This window comes from Celeribacter persicus (assembly GCF_003050785.1).
GTDB lineage: Bacteria > Pseudomonadota > Alphaproteobacteria > Rhodobacterales > Rhodobacteraceae > Celeribacter > Celeribacter persicus.
Genome location: NZ_QAOH01000003.1, coordinates 109658 through 123544 on the forward strand (window position 1 = coordinate 109658; position 13887 = coordinate 123544).

Below are 13887 nucleotides of genomic sequence, written 5' to 3' on the forward strand. Positions count from 1 at the left end.
TCCGTTTGAGCGGGCGGCGTCCAAAGGACAGCCACGGGGTCAGCAAAACGGTGTTCAGACTTGCTTCACAAGGAATCCGCGCAGGAGGGATGAGTTATTTCTAGGCATCGCTGCTCAAAAATTGTACATTTTGTGCGTCATGGTCAAAAAATAGGCGTAAAATAAAGAGGTGGAGGCGACTCGTTTCCCCTTAACTTTCCTCTCAACATCCGCAGGCCAAGTCTTTACACTTACGGCAATAAGAATGGACCGAGATCGAGCAAAAGACATGACCAGACCAAACCGGGGGAAGCCCAGGCTGGTGGCCGAGAAACGCTATCCCGCGACCCAAAAGACGCAGAAAAAACAGACAAAGCCCAAAACGAAGGCCCCGAGGAAGGCGCGCACCACGCGCACGACACGCGTTCGCAAACGCTCGTCCAACCTGTTTGTCCGGTTCATCGGCGGGCTCTGGCGTCTGATCTGGATCACCCTCACACGGGCCGGAATCGCGCTTGCGGTGGTCGTCGGAATTGCCGTCTTCTACCTCTACTCCAGCCTGCCGCCTTACGACTCCTTGCTCGACGGGCGCGCACGCGGTTCGGTCACGCTTCTGGACCGCGACGGGTCGGTCTTTGCCTGGCGCGGCGAACAGTTCGGCGGCCAGATCACCGCCGACACCGTTTCGCCCTATCTGAAAGAGGCGATTGTCGCGACCGAGGACAAACGCTTCTACCGCCATTTCGGGGTCTCGCCCCGCGGCATTGCCTCGGCCATTCGCATCAACCTGTCTGAGGGGCGTGGCCCCCTGTCCGGGCACGGCGGCTCGACCCTGACCCAGCAGACCGCGAAACTTCTGTGTCTTGGCGTGCCCTATGATCCGAAGAAGTGGAAGACCCAGGCCGAATACGAGGCCGATTGCCGGGAAAGCACGATTGCGCGCAAACTCAAGGAAATGGTTTTCGCCATGGCGATGGAAGCGCGCTATTCCAAAGATGAAATTCTCTCGATCTACATGAACCGCGCCTATCTCGGGGCCGGTGCGAACGGGTTTGAGGCCGCAGCTCAGCGCTATTTCGACAAATCCGCAGCCGAGGTGAACATTTCCGAGGCCGCCATGTTGGCCGGTCTTTTGACCGCGCCAACCCGTTATGCACCGACCAATAACCTGCAACGCTCGCAGGAACGTGCGGGGATCGTGCTTTTGTTAATGAACCAGCAGGGGTACATCACCGACGAGGAACGCGCCTATGCCAAGGCACATCCCGCAGAACTTTCGGAAACCGCGGAGAAACGCGCAGGCGGATACTTCGCCGACTGGGTCATGGGCGCCGGGCCGGATTTCCTGACCCGTGACACCACCGAAGACGTGGTGATCGAAACCACGTTTGACCAACGCATCCAATCTGCGGCCGAAGAGGCGCTGACGTGGATTTTCGAGAACAAGGTGAAGGAAGGTTCGGACGCGCAGGCCGCCATCGTGGTGATGTCCGCCGACGGGGCCGTGCGCGCCATGGTGGGCGGACGCAAGCTCAAGGTCTCCGGCGCCTTCAACCGCGCAACACAGGCGAAACGCCAGCCCGGGTCGAGTTTCAAACCTTTCGTCTATGCCACAGCGCTCGACATGGGCTGGTCCTATGACGATGTGGTGGTGGACGAGCCGATCACCCTTAACATTCCCGGTTCGGGCCCATGGTCGCCGCAGAACTACGACCGTAAATTCCATGGTGCCGTGACCCTGACCGACGCGCTCAGGCACAGTTACAACATCCCGGCGGTCGAGTTGGCGATGGATGCAGGACTTGAGAATGTGCGCACCGTGGCTTCGAGTTTCGGGATCGAGAGCGATCTGGCGCAAGGCCCCGCTCTGGCGCTCGGCGTGTCGGAAACCACGCTTCTGGAGATGACCGGAGCCTATGCCGGCATCCTCAACGGCGGCTCTTCGGTAACGCCTTACGGGTTGAAATCCCTGCGTCTCAAAGGCGACAGCACGCCGCTGATGGGACAGGAAGGCGGGCTTGGCGAGCGTGTCATCACCCCGAACAGCGCCCAGCAGCTTATTTACATGATGTATAACGCGGTCCAGAGCGGCACCGGCACGCGAGCGCAAATCCCCGGCGTCGAGGTGGCGGGCAAGACCGGCACGACGCAGGCCGCGCGCGATGCCTGGTTCATGGGGTTCACCGCCGATTACGTCGCAGGCGTCTGGATGGGCTATGATGACAACTCGCCATTGACGGGCGTGACAGGCGGCGGACTTCCGGCTGAGATCTGGCAACGGACCATGGCGCAGGTGCAGGAAGGTCTCGAACCCAAACCTCTGCCGATGATCCGTCCGGCTAGCCCCCCCACGGTACAACGGGTGCAACCCTCCGGCAACGGCCAGCGCGGCGGCAACAAGGCCGACAACGTGCTGCTCGATCTGTTGGGCGCGATTTTCGGAAATGGGAACTAAAGTGCCCCGCCTTTAACCTGAGGCATCAGATAAAGGCGGGGTGCGTGCAACGTTCATATGTTGCGCGGCGTTCGGCCAAAAGCTGTGTCTCAGGTTAAAGGCGTGACGCTTTCAACAAAAAACGCGCCTCTCAGGGCGCGTTTTTCAATTCAGATTTTAACTGCGATCAGGCCAGCGCGGCTGTCAGCTTGTCGATCGAGCCACCGGCCCTGTCGAGCATGGCACCGATCTCGGCCCGTTCGGATTTCAGCAGGGAAACGCCTTCGATCTGAAGGTCGATGAACTTCCCTGCCTTGTCATGCACGATGAAGGAAATCGCGAACGGCGCTTCGCCTTGCAGAATGGCGGTGCAACGCACATCGTAGATCGAATTGACCTGCTGGGTGCTGTTGACCTGAATCCTGCCGCCAATGAATTCGCGGAAGCGCGAACCGTATTTGCGGGCGATATAGGTCTGGAACGCCTTGGTGAAGGCCCCGAGCTGCGAAGACGAGGCGGAGCGGGCGGGCGGACCCAGTACCGAGCGCGCGATGTTGGGCATGTCGGCATAGCGCACGAGCACCCTCTCGAAATCCACATACATGGCGGCTTCGGACTTGCCTGAATTGATGATGGTATTGATGTCCGCCACCGCCTTGCCAATCAGCGCCTCCGCCTGCGAAGCCGAAAAGGCCAGCGCAGCCCGGGGAAGCACCAGAGCGGCCCCCAGAGCGGTCAGAACCGTGCGGCGTGTAAACCCGAAGTCACTCATAGAAATCCTCATAAATATCATAGGTCGCGGCCTGCTCCGTCCCTTCTTCGCCCGCAATGATCGGTGTGCCGAGCTCATAGCGGCGATTGTCGAGGTAGGTCAGGCGCATCTGTGTGTAGCTGTCCACGCTGTCATACAGCACGGATTCATACAGTTCCGAATAACGATAGCGTGTGTCGGCCAGATCGGCGACTTTCAGCCCCGTCTTGTAGCCCTTTTCCGGATTGCCCAGAAGGTTGCCCACCGGATCGAGCGCAATGTCGATGATCAGCCCAAGGGCATCGCGTTCCGTCGATGGGCCGTAGACCGGCAGCACGACATAGGCCCCCTCGCCCACACCCCAGGTGTAAAGCGTCTCGCCAAAGTCCGAATCGCGCTCTTCGAGCCCCATTTCGGTCGCCGGATCGAACAGCCCGCCAATGCCCACGGTGGCGTTCACCGCAAAACGGGCGGTGTTGTGCAGGGCATCGCCAAGGCGCAGTTGCAACACGTCGTTCACCACGGTACCCGGAATACCCAGCGTATCGGAGACATTCGACAGCCCCTTGCGCAGCGGATCGGGTACCACCGTACCATAGGCGGTCGACACCGGTTTGATGACCGTCCGGTCGAGCGCAATGTTGGTTTCGTGCCAGCTGCGGTTCACTTCCTCATAAGGATCGTTGATCCCGCCACCTTGCGGCGCGGCGGTACACCCCGCCAGAATTCCGAGAGACAGGGTGGCGATCAACGGCGTGAACCGGTTATGGATAACTCGCATCATGGGCAAACTTTCGGTTCAGGCGTGACAGAACAATCCCATCGGGGATATATGCCCAGATAATAGTACACGAATGAAAGCCCAATATTAACGCTCCGGGTGTTATCAGCCTGTGACATAGTTTCAACAGATTGTGCATGGTCGTGTCCTTCCGCCAGCCGACCCCCACACACATCACGAAAACCGGATAAGACAGCCGTATGAGTGAACACAGCCGCATCGGACAAGGGGAACTGATCAGCGCCCGCAGGGAATCGCGTGGCCTGTTCTGGGCTGTCGGGCTGTTTTCCATCTGCATCAACCTCCTGATGCTCACCGGCCCGCTCTTCATGTTGCAGGTCTATGACCGGGTGCTCGGCTCCGGCTCCGAGGCGACATTGCTTGCGCTCTTCTCCATCGTCGGCTTTCTTTATCTGATGATGGGGCTGCTCGACGGCACCCGTGCGCGAATTCTGTCGCGCATCGGGGCACGGTTCCAGAGCCGGCTCGAAGACCGTGTTTTTCACGCCTCCCTCGGCCATGCCGCCCTGACCCCGCGCGAAGCGGGCAAAGGCCGCGCCATGGAACAGCTCTCCGCAATCCGCCGCTTCTTCGGCTCCCCGGTCTTCGCCGCGCTGTACGACCTACCCTTCACGCCTTTCTTTCTTTTGGGGATTTCCCTGTTCCATCCCTATCTTGGCATTCTGGCCGTTGGTGGTGGCACGGTTCTGGTTATTGTCGCGCTGGTGCACCGCAGCCTCGCAAAGCCCGCCCAGGACGCTGTGATGCGCGCCGAATCCGAAGCCAGCCAGACCGCCAGTCGCATGGGAGCCTCCGCCGAAGCGCTTACCGCTTTGGGCATGCGCGAAGCCGCCTACCGGCGCTGGTTGCGCATGCGCAGCGTCGCGCTTGAGAAGACGGTCACGAGCGAGGACACCACCCACGGCTTTACCGCCGCCTCCCGTACCCTGCGGCTTTTCCTGCAATCCGCGATGCTTGCGATGGGGGCATGGCTTGTGCTGGAGCGTCAGGTCACGCCGGGTGCGATGATCGCCAGCTCCATTCTTCTGGGCCGGGCGCTGCAACCCGTCGATCTTTTGATCGGGCAATGGAATGTCGTGCAACAGGCCCAGCGTGGCTGGTCCGATCTGGCCGGGCTTCTGGGTAAGACACCCAAACCCGAGGCCCGCACCGAACTTCCACGCCCGCACGCGCAACTCAGCGTGCATCAGATTTCCGTCGTACCACCGGGGCAACAACAGGCCTCGCTGCGAATGGTCAGTTTCGATCTCGCCCCCGGAGAGGCTCTGGGTGTCATCGGACCCTCGGGGGCCGGAAAATCGACGCTGGCGCGCGCGCTCACCGGTGTCTGGCAACCGGCCAGCGGCTCCATTCGTCTCGATGGTGCGAAACTCTCGCATTACAATCCCGAGGTACTTGGAAGTTACATCGGCTACCTGCCGCAACAGGTGCAGCTTTTCGATGGCACGATTGCCGAGAATATCGCGAAGCTTTCCCTGACACCCAATGCGGAGGCCGTTGTTTCCGCCGCGAAAAAGGCCGATGCGCATGATCTGATCCTGTCGCTGCCCGATGGCTACGACACGCCGGTCGCCTCGGCAGGCGGGCTTTTGTCCGGCGGGCAGTTGCAGCGCATCGGACTGGCCCGTGCCTTTTACGGCAATCCGGTGATCGTCATTCTGGATGAACCCAACTCCAATCTCGACAACACTGGTTCTCTGGCGCTGAACACCGCGATCCGCCGCCACAAGGAAGAGGGTGGTGCCGTGCTGATCATGGCGCACCGGCCGTCTGCGATTCAGGAATGCGAAAAGCTCATGGTGCTGGATGGTGGCATGCGCCGCGCTTTCGGGCCGCGCGATCAGGTACTCTCGGAAATGGTCAAGAATTCCAAGGACATCCAGAAGGCGCGCGCCAAAACGGGCCCGCGACCGGGACCTGCCTCGGGCATGGGAGGCGTGCAATGAGCGCCCCGACCGCATGGCCCGCCCGCCGCACCGTGATGTTCGGCCTGTTCTGCGTCGCGCTTCTGATCGGCGGCTTCGGTGGCTGGTCGGTCTTTGCCCGGATCGACGGCGCGGTCGTCGCCTCCGGTCAGGTTCAGGTCGAACAGAACCGCCAGGCCGTGGCCCATCGCGACGGTGGCGAAGTGGCCGCCGTCTATGTCTCCGAAAGCAATCAGGTGGCCGAAGGGGAACTTTTGATCTCCCTGTCGCCGGATGAATATCTGAGCGAACTTGCCCTGATCGAAACCCAGCTTTTCGAATCCATGGCGCGCGCCGCGCGCCTTGAGGCCGAACGCGACGGAGCAGATGAGCTCACCCTGCCTGAGGAACTCGTGACCCGTATGGCGGAGGACCCGCAGGTGGCACGCTCCGTTACAGGGCAGCGCGATCTGTTCACCGCGCGGCGCGAAACAGCACGGGCGGAGATCGACCAGCTCGACAAGCAGCGCAACCAGATCGAGGTGCAAATCGACGGACTCGCCAGCCAAAAAGCTGCGCTGTCCGAACAACTCACCCTGCTCGAAGAAGACCTTGCGGCACAAAATGTCCTGCTCGACCGTGGCCTGACCCAGCAAAGCCGGGTGATCGGCCTGCGCCGCGATGCGGTGAGCCTTGCCGCCGAGATCGGGCGTATCGACAGCTCCGAGGCGCAGGCACAGGTGCAGATCACCGAAATCGAACTGCAAATCCTCAAGGTCGGCAGCGACCGGCGCGAAAGCGCCATCACGGAGCTGCGCGACATTCAGGCCGAGATTGGCAGCCTGCGAGAACAACGCAGCGCCCTGCGCGCCCGACTCGACCGGCTCGACATTCGTGCCCCTGTGGCGGGTGTGATCTATGGCCTGACCGTGTTCGGCCCCGGTGCCGTGGTTCAACCCGCGCAGCCCGTACTCTACATCGTGCCGCAGGACCGCCCCCTGATCATCACCGCGAGCGTCAGCCCGACCCATGTCGATCAGGTCTACCCCGGCCAACCGGTGCGGCTGCGCTTCACCTCTTTCGATCGTCGCACCACACCGGAGCTTGAAGGTCAGGTGACGCGCGTCTCGCCGGACGCCTTCACCGATGAAGTCACAGGCGCAAGTTTCTATCGCACCGACATTCACATCCCCGAGGAACAGCGTGCGCGCCTGCCCGACGGCTCCGTACTCATTCCCGGCATGCCGGTCGAGGCCTATATGGCGACGGGGGAGCGCTCGCCCATCGCCTATCTGACGAAACCGCTCACCGATTACTTCACCCGCGCCTTCCGCGAAGACTGAGGGCGTCACAAGACATCGCAAACCAAGGACTGACAATGGACCTTTCCGCCAAACTTTCCGATCTCGGCCACGCCCTGCCCGATGCCCCTGCTCCCGCCGCCAATTACGTGCCTTTCGTGCAGAGCGGTCAGCAACTTTTCATTTCGGGTCAGATTTCCGCCGGTCCCGAGGGGTTGATCTGCGGCAAGCTGGGCGCAGATCTCGACACCGAAGCCGGCGCAAAAGCTGCGGAACGCTGTGCTCTGGCGCTTCTGGCACAGGCCAATGCCGCCGTCGGCGGGGATTTCTCCAAGGTGAAACGGCTGGTGAAACTGGTGGGCTTCGTCAACTCGACGCCGGAATTCACCGATCAGCCGAAGGTCATCAACGGCGCATCCGATCTCATGGTGGCTGTGCTGGGCGAGACCGGACGTCACGCCCGCTCCGCCGTCTCCGCCGCCAGCCTGCCGCTGGGCGTCGCGGTCGAGATCGAAGCGATTTTCGAGCTGGCCTGATGCCGCAACTCGATCCCGCCTTTCTCAAGGCACCGATTGCACACCGGGCGCTGCATGACGGCAATCACACCCGTGCCGAGAACAACATGAAAGCCATCGAATCCGCCATCGCAGGCGGGTTCGGGATCGAGATCGACCTGCAACTTTCCTCGGACGGGGAGGCGATGGTGTTTCACGATTACAGTCTCGACCGGCTGACCGAGGGTTCCGGGCCTTTTGCGCAGCGCAATGTCACCGAGCTTTCGGAATTGCGCTTCAAGACCGGTGAGATCGGAGTGCCGACGCTTAGACGGGTGCTTGACGCCGTGGACGGGAAAGTGCCGCTTCTGATCGAAGTAAAGGATCAGGACGGCGCCATGGGCCCCAGGGTGGGCCTGCTCGAAGAGGCGGTGGCCCGTGCGCTTGCCGGTTATGAGGGGCCGGTGGCGCTCATGTCCTTCAATCCGCATTCCGTTGCGAAACTGGCGGAACTCTGCCCCGATATTCCGCGCGGACTGACCACCAGTGCTTGGGCGGATCGCGAGGACGAATTGGTCCCTGCCGCACGGCGGGCCGAGCTTCGGGATATCCCGGATTACGACCGGGTCGGGGCCTGTTTCATTTCGCATCAATGGGATGACCTGTCTTCTCCGCGGGTCGCGGGGCTGAAATCGGCAGGTGCGCATATCCTGTGCTGGACGATCAAAAGTGCTGAGGCCGAAGCGCAGGCGCGTGTCGTTGCGGAGAATATCACCTTCGAAGGCTACCTGCCGACTTGACGCCCCGAACCTGCGTGCCAGTTTCTAACGGAATGACGTGCGCAGGATTTTCATGACGGACCAGATCGAGATTAGCCTGATGAACAGCCTCGGCGCGATGCCCCCCGAGGACTGGGATGCCTGCGCCGCACCGCGAGACGGGCGCCCCGAGGACCCGTTTGTCACCCACCGGTTTCTCATGGCACTGGAGCGGTCCGGGTCGGTCGGCCCCGGCACCGGCTGGCAACCGAGCTATCTTGTGGCGCGGGCAGCGGGCCAAGTGATCGCCGTCGCGCCAATGTATGCCAAGAGCCATAGCCAAGGCGAATATGTGTTCGATCACAACTGGGTCCATGCCTATGAACGTGCAGGAGGGCGATATTATCCGAAACTTCAGATCGCGGTGCCCTTCACCCCGGTGACCGGGCGGCGGCTTCTGGCCCGTCCGGGGTTCGAAGCCGTCGGTCAAGCGGCCCTTGTGCGGGGGGCGGTCGAGATCGCGGAGCAAAACCGGCTCAGTTCCCTTCATCTCACCTTTTGCACCGAGGACGAGATTGCGGCGGGCAAGGCTATGGGGCTGATGCATCGCACCGGGCAGCAGTTTCACTGGGACAATGCGGATTACACCACGTTTGACGATTTCCTCGCAGCACTCTCCTCACGCAAACGCAAGAACATCCGCAAGGAACGCGCGCAGGCACAGGGTTTTGGCGGTGAGATCATGCAACTGACGGGCAAAGCGATTGAACCCGAACACTGGGACGCCTTCTGGACCTTTTATCAGGACACCGGCGGGCGCAAATGGGGCACGCCCTACCTAACGCGCGCGTTCTTCGATGAGTTGCATGAAACCATGCGCGCCGACGTTCTTCTGGTGTTGGCGCTTCGCGACGGGCAACCCATCGCAGGGGCGTTGAACTTCATCGGGCGGGAGCGGCTTTTCGGACGCTATTGGGGCTGCACCGAATATCATCCGAGTCTGCATTTCGAACTCTGCTACTATCAGGCCATCGACTACGCCATCGCCCATGGGCTCAAGCGCGTCGAAGCGGGCGCGCAGGGCGAACACAAGCTGGCGCGGGGGTATTTGCCCAACACCACCCATTCGCTGCACTGGATCGCCGATCCCGGTTTTGCCCGCGCCGTGGGCGATTATCTTGAGGCGGAACGTGCCGCCGTGGCCGAAGAGGTTGAGGTTCTGACCGCTTACGGCCCGTTCAAATCCACCGCAGAGGAGGAAGATCATGACTGAGCTTTTACAAGGCGCGACCCGGACCGAGGCCCTTGCGCCGCTTCTGGCACAAGGCTGGACAGAAACACCGGACAGAGTCGCCATCGAAAAACGCTTTGTCTTTCGGAACTTTAACGAGGCCTTCGGGTTTATGACACGGGTTGCGCTTATGGCCGAAAAAAGGGATCACCACCCCGACTGGCGCAATGTCTACCGCACGGTCGAGGTAACGCTTTCGACGCATGATGCGGGAGGACTGACCACAAAAGACACCGAATTGGCACAGAGAATGGACGAGGCAGCCGCATATGTTTGAACAACTCCTGAATTACGAAATCTACAACGGTCACACCGTGGGGGACTATCTGTCGCTCGAATTCCTTGCGGGTATTGCAGGTTCGATCCTCGGCGCACTCCTGCTTCTGGTCGTGGGAATGATGATTGCAGGCTGGGTCGGGCGGCGCATCCGCGCAATCGGCCTGCGGTATCAAAGCCTCGACGACACGTTGTTCAATTTCCTTGCCAATATCGCGCGCTATGCGGTTCTGGCCTTCACCGTTCTGATCATCCTGAACACCTTCGGCGTCCAGACCACCTCCATCGTAGCAGTGATCGGTGCCGCAGGTCTCGCCATCGGTCTGGCGCTACAAGGCACGCTGTCGAACATTGCCGCAGGCGTGATGATCATCCTGTTCCGGCCCTTCAAGATCGGCGATTTCGTCGAAGTCGCGGGCAAATCCGGCACCGTGAAAGATATTTCTCTGAACTATACCGAACTTGCCGATCTCTCCAACGTGCAGGTGATCGTGCCGAATTCGCAAGTCTGGGGAAATATCATCACCAACTATTCCACCAACCAGATGCGGCGCGCCGAATGGACCTTTGGTGTGGGCTATGGAGCCAACCTCAAGACCGCCGAAGAGGTCATTCGCAACACGATCATGTCCGATCCACGCTCTCTTACCGATCCGGAACCGTTCATTCAGGTCAACAATCTCGGCGATTTCTCGGTCGATTTTCTCGTCCGGGTCTGGGTCAAATCCGCCGATTTCTTCCAGTATCAGGCCGATATGAAGCGTAAGGTGAAAGAGGCTCTTGATGAGGCCAAGGTGGACATTCCTTTCCCGACACGGACCATTCTCAACGCCGCCGAATAAGAAAACGCCCGGGGGTCATCCCCGGGCGTTCGTCTTTCAGATCTTCTCAAGCAGCGACTCACCCGCCGAGATCGTGCATTCGCCGGGGCTGGTCTCGACTTCGAGCACCTTCACAACGCCGTCCTCGGCATAGAGCGCGAAGCGTTTCGAGCGGTTGATCAGGCCCGCAGGTGGGGCGGTGAAATCGAGTCCCAACGCCTTGATGAACCCGCCCTCGGCATCGCCCAGCATGGTGATCCCCGCAGCATCCGCCCCGGTGTCCCTGGCCCAGGCGCCCATCACGAACGGATCGTTGACGGAGACGCAAATCACCTCGTCCACGCCCTTGTCCTTGAACCTGTCCATGGTGCGAATGAAGCTCGGCACATGGGCGGTGGTGCAAACGCCGGTATAAGCTCCCGGCAGACCGAACAGCACAACCTTGCGCCCCTTGAACTTGCCCGCCAAATCAACCGGCGCAGGTCCGTCCGCCGTCATTTCAAGCACGCTGCCACCCGGCAAGCTGTCTCCAACCGAAATCGTCATATTTATGATCCTCTGTACGTTGTCATTCTCTCTTGCGACGATATAGGGTCGGGGCGTTTCACGACCAGAGGAAAGATCATGAGCCACTTCATCGTCATCGGGGCCGGACAAGCCGGACAAAGCATCGTCACCACATTGCGCGGGCAGGGGTTTGACGGAGCGATCACCCTGATCGGGGATGAACCCGTGCCCCCCTATCAGCGCCCGCCTCTGTCCAAAGCCTATCTTCTTGGGGAAATGGAGCTGGATCGCCTGTTCCTGCGGCCCGAAAGCTATTACGCGGATGAGAACATCACCCTGCGCACGGATACGAAAGTGACCGGCATCGACCCGGTTGCGAAAACCGTGTCCATCGGCGATGAGATACTGTCCTACGACAAGCTGGCGCTCACCACCGGTTCCGCCCCACGCCTGTTGCCCTCTGCCATCGGTGGCGATCTGGGCGGGGTGTACACCATGCGCACGCTCGCCGATGCCGATGCGATCGGGCCGGAATTCCGCGAAGGTGCCTCCGTGTTGATCGTGGGCGGCGGCTATATCGGGCTTGAAGCCGCAGCCGTCGCCGCCAAGAAGGGGCTCAAGGTCACACTCGTGGAAATGGCCGACCGGATTTTGCAGCGCGTCGCTTCGGTTGAGACCTCCGACTATTTCCGCGCGCTGCATAAGGAACACGGCGTCGATCTGCGCGAAGGCGTGGGGCTTGTCAGACTCACCGGAGAGGGGCGCGTACAGGCTGCCGAACTGACCGATGGTACCATGCTGGATGTGGATTTCGTCATCGTCGGCGTCGGCATCACTCCGGGTACGGAACTCGCGGAACGCGCCGGGCTGATGCTGGAAAACGGCATCAAGACCGATCTGCATGGTGCAACCTCCAACCCGGATATTTTTGCTGCGGGAGATTGTGCCTCCTTCCCGCATGAGGGCGCGCAAATCCGCCTCGAATCCGTCGGCAATGCGATTGACCAAGGTGCAGTCGTTGCGAAAAACATGCTGGAGCAGGGTGTCACCTATGTGCCGAAACCGTGGTTCTGGTCGGATCAGTATGACGTCAAATTGCAGATTGCCGGGCTGTCCACGGGCCATGACCGCATCCTGATCCGTGAGGACGAAGGCACGCGCTCGCATTGGTATTACAAGGACGGGCAGTTGATCGCCATCGACGCGATGAACGATCCGCGTGGGTATATGGTCGCGAAACGCCTTATCGAGGGCGGCAAGACTGCCGATCCCGCGAAAGTGGCCGATCCGGCGACCGATCTCAAAGAGCTGATGCGCGGCTGATGCGGATCATCGCCGGAAAGTTTCGCGGGCTGGCGCTTGCTTCGGTGGGAAAGGGCGACGCGGGTGCGCATCTGCGCCCGACCACCGACCGCGTGCGCGAAAGCCTGTTCAACGTCCTGATGGGCGGAAAATACGGTGATCCGATCACGGATATGCGGGTTCTGGACCTGTTTGCCGGCACCGGCGCTCTGGGTCTTGAGGCTCTTTCGCGTGGAGCCTCTCATGTCACATTTGTTGATGATGGACGTAAATCCCAAGAGTTAATCCAGAAGAATATCAAAATCTGCAAATCAAATGCAGAAACGAAGCTGATCCGCTCGGATGCTACGCGCCTACCCCGGAACCCCGATGCACCTTATGACCTGATCTTCCTCGACCCGCCCTATGCGAACGCTCTCGGAGAAAAGGCAATAGAGGCTGCCATGCAAGGTGGCTGGGTGGCGGAGACTGCGCTCATCGTCTGGGAAGACAGTGCAGCCATTACCCCGCCCGAAGGACTGGTGCTTCTGGACACACGCAAATATGGCGATACGAAAATCAATTTCCTGGAACCCGCATGACACCGAAAGCCGTGATCTTCGATTGTGACGGGGTGATCGTCGACAGCGAACCGCCCCTGCTCGCCTTCCTGCAAAAGGACTTCGCGCGCTTCGGGCTTGATGTTTCCCTGCACGATCTTGAAACCCAATATGTCGGCGGGACGATGAAGCTGGTGGGCGAACGCGCTCGCGCTTCCGGCGCTGACCTGCCAAAGAATTGGGAGGTGGACGTTTACCCCCGCGTCTTCGAAATGCTGCGCGCGGGCGTCCCGCTGATCCCCGGCATCGAAGCCGCATTCGACGCACTGGATGCGGCGGGCATTCCCTATGCGGTCGGCTCCAATGGGCCTATGGAGAAGATGGATGTCACGCTCGGCGCGCATCCCAAGGTTTTCGCCCGCCTGAAAGGCCGCATCCATTCGGCCCACACCCATGGCACGGCCAAACCGGAGCCGGAACTCTTCCTGATCGCTGCAGCCCAACTTGGGGTCACGCCTGAAACCTGCATCGTGATCGACGACAGCCCGTCCGGCTGCATCGCAGCGCGTCGAGCGGGTATGCGCTGTTTTGGCTTCGACCGTCACGGCGACGGTGCGCGCCTGATCGCGGAAGGGGCAGAACACCTCTCCGACATGCACGACCTCGTTAACCAGCTCGGCCTCTAATTCTTCTTGGTCAAATACTCACAAAGAAAAGCCGCCCGAAGG

Annotated in this window: 14 protein-coding genes; 11 read left to right on the forward strand and 3 right to left on the reverse strand. The window is 60.7% G+C overall.

The genetic code is table 11. The features are described 5' to 3' along the window. The first annotated feature begins 268 nt into the window (after positions 1–268). The gene (locus tag C8N42_RS05225) at positions 269–2434 is read left to right on the forward strand and encodes a transglycosylase domain-containing protein (protein ID WP_107815495.1); all 2166 of its coding nucleotides are present in this window, start codon (positions 269–271) and stop codon (positions 2432–2434) included. Between the two features lie 166 nt (positions 2435–2600). On the opposite strand, the gene C8N42_RS05230 is transcribed toward C8N42_RS05225, so the two are convergent. After that, on the reverse strand, positions 2601–3185 hold the full coding sequence (locus C8N42_RS05230; RefSeq protein ID WP_107815496.1) for an MlaC/ttg2D family ABC transporter substrate-binding protein: 585 nt from the start codon (positions 3183–3185) through the stop codon (positions 2601–2603). Next, on the reverse strand, positions 3178–3948 hold the full coding sequence (locus tag C8N42_RS05235) for an MlaA family lipoprotein (protein ID WP_107815497.1): 771 nt from the start codon (positions 3946–3948) through the stop codon (positions 3178–3180). The genes C8N42_RS05230 and C8N42_RS05235 overlap by 8 nt, the downstream gene beginning before the upstream one ends. A gap of 197 nt (positions 3949–4145) precedes the next feature. On the opposite strand from C8N42_RS05235, the gene C8N42_RS05240 reads away from it, so the two are divergent. From C8N42_RS05240 to C8N42_RS05270, 7 genes are read left to right on the forward strand one after another with little or no spacing between them, the layout of a single operon-like run. Beyond that, positions 4146–5912, forward strand: a complete 1767-nt coding sequence (locus tag C8N42_RS05240; RefSeq protein ID WP_107815498.1) for a type I secretion system permease/ATPase — start codon at positions 4146–4148, stop codon at positions 5910–5912. Continuing rightward, positions 5909–7213, forward strand: a complete 1305-nt coding sequence (locus C8N42_RS05245; protein WP_107815499.1) for an HlyD family type I secretion periplasmic adaptor subunit — start codon at positions 5909–5911, stop codon at positions 7211–7213. Before C8N42_RS05240 ends, C8N42_RS05245 begins: the two co-directional genes overlap by 4 nt. 35 nt (positions 7214–7248) lie before the next feature. Beyond that, the gene (locus tag C8N42_RS05250; RefSeq protein ID WP_107815500.1) at positions 7249–7707 is read left to right on the forward strand and encodes a RidA family protein; all 459 of its coding nucleotides are present in this window, start codon (positions 7249–7251) and stop codon (positions 7705–7707) included. Further along, positions 7707–8465, forward strand: a complete 759-nt coding sequence (locus tag C8N42_RS05255) for a glycerophosphodiester phosphodiesterase family protein (protein WP_107815501.1) — start codon at positions 7707–7709, stop codon at positions 8463–8465. The genes C8N42_RS05250 and C8N42_RS05255 overlap by 1 nt, the downstream gene beginning before the upstream one ends. A gap of 52 nt (positions 8466–8517) precedes the next feature. Further along, positions 8518–9696 (forward strand): GNAT family N-acetyltransferase, encoded by a 1179-nt coding sequence (locus C8N42_RS05260; protein ID WP_107815502.1) that lies wholly within the window; start codon positions 8518–8520, stop codon positions 9694–9696. Further along, complete coding sequence (locus tag C8N42_RS05265) at positions 9689–9991, forward strand: 4a-hydroxytetrahydrobiopterin dehydratase (RefSeq protein WP_107815503.1); 303 nt, start codon at positions 9689–9691, stop codon at positions 9989–9991. The genes C8N42_RS05260 and C8N42_RS05265 overlap by 8 nt, the downstream gene beginning before the upstream one ends. Further along, positions 9984–10832 carry a mechanosensitive ion channel family protein gene (locus C8N42_RS05270; protein WP_107815504.1) on the forward strand — a complete coding sequence of 283 codons (849 nt, stop codon included), beginning with the start codon at positions 9984–9986 and terminating at the stop codon, positions 10830–10832. Before C8N42_RS05265 ends, C8N42_RS05270 begins: the two co-directional genes overlap by 8 nt. A gap of 36 nt (positions 10833–10868) precedes the next feature. Here C8N42_RS05270 and C8N42_RS05275 read toward each other — a convergent pair whose 3' ends face one another. Continuing rightward, positions 10869–11357 (reverse strand): peroxiredoxin, encoded by a 489-nt coding sequence (locus C8N42_RS05275; protein WP_107815505.1) that lies wholly within the window; start codon positions 11355–11357, stop codon positions 10869–10871. Between the two features lie 78 nt (positions 11358–11435). Here C8N42_RS05275 and C8N42_RS05280 point away from each other — a divergent pair, with 78 nt between their 5' ends. The 3 genes from C8N42_RS05280 to C8N42_RS05290 are packed head-to-tail and all read left to right on the forward strand — an operon-like array spanning position 11436 to position 13845. Further along, the gene (locus C8N42_RS05280) at positions 11436–12641 is read left to right on the forward strand and encodes an NAD(P)/FAD-dependent oxidoreductase (RefSeq protein WP_107815506.1); all 1206 of its coding nucleotides are present in this window, start codon (positions 11436–11438) and stop codon (positions 12639–12641) included. Further along, a complete protein-coding gene (gene rsmD / locus C8N42_RS05285) occupies positions 12641–13201 on the forward strand; it encodes a 16S rRNA (guanine(966)-N(2))-methyltransferase RsmD (RefSeq protein WP_107815507.1) in 561 nt (186 codons plus the stop codon). Before C8N42_RS05280 ends, rsmD begins: the two co-directional genes overlap by 1 nt. Continuing rightward, positions 13198–13845, forward strand: coding sequence for an HAD family hydrolase (locus tag C8N42_RS05290; protein ID WP_107815508.1), 648 nt, complete (start codon positions 13198–13200; stop codon positions 13843–13845). Before rsmD ends, C8N42_RS05290 begins: the two co-directional genes overlap by 4 nt. Positions 13846–13887 lie beyond the last annotated feature (42 nt).

Coding starts and splice junctions, on each gene's coding strand:
- C8N42_RS05270 (WP_107815504.1), top strand. CDS start 9,984: ATGTTTGAACAACTCCTGAATTACGAAATCTACAACGGTCACACCGTG.
- C8N42_RS05265 (WP_107815503.1), top strand. CDS start 9,689: ATGACTGAGCTTTTACAAGGCGCGACCCGGACCGAGGCCCTTGCGCCG.
- C8N42_RS05240 (WP_107815498.1), top strand. CDS start 4,146: ATGAGTGAACACAGCCGCATCGGACAAGGGGAACTGATCAGCGCCCGC.
- C8N42_RS05245 (WP_107815499.1), top strand. CDS start 5,909: ATGAGCGCCCCGACCGCATGGCCCGCCCGCCGCACCGTGATGTTCGGC.
- C8N42_RS05280 (WP_107815506.1), top strand. CDS start 11,436: ATGAGCCACTTCATCGTCATCGGGGCCGGACAAGCCGGACAAAGCATC.
- C8N42_RS05250 (WP_107815500.1), top strand. CDS start 7,249: ATGGACCTTTCCGCCAAACTTTCCGATCTCGGCCACGCCCTGCCCGAT.
- C8N42_RS05235 (WP_107815497.1), bottom strand. CDS start 3,948: ATGATGCGAGTTATCCATAACCGGTTCACGCCGTTGATCGCCACCCTG.
- C8N42_RS05230 (WP_107815496.1), bottom strand. CDS start 3,185: ATGAGTGACTTCGGGTTTACACGCCGCACGGTTCTGACCGCTCTGGGG.
- rsmD (WP_107815507.1), top strand. CDS start 12,641: ATGCGGATCATCGCCGGAAAGTTTCGCGGGCTGGCGCTTGCTTCGGTG.
- C8N42_RS05275 (WP_107815505.1), bottom strand. CDS start 11,357: ATGACGATTTCGGTTGGAGACAGCTTGCCGGGTGGCAGCGTGCTTGAA.
- C8N42_RS05225 (WP_107815495.1), top strand. CDS start 269: ATGACCAGACCAAACCGGGGGAAGCCCAGGCTGGTGGCCGAGAAACGC.
- C8N42_RS05255 (WP_107815501.1), top strand. CDS start 7,707: ATGCCGCAACTCGATCCCGCCTTTCTCAAGGCACCGATTGCACACCGG.
- C8N42_RS05260 (WP_107815502.1), top strand. CDS start 8,518: ATGACGGACCAGATCGAGATTAGCCTGATGAACAGCCTCGGCGCGATG.
- C8N42_RS05290 (WP_107815508.1), top strand. CDS start 13,198: ATGACACCGAAAGCCGTGATCTTCGATTGTGACGGGGTGATCGTCGAC.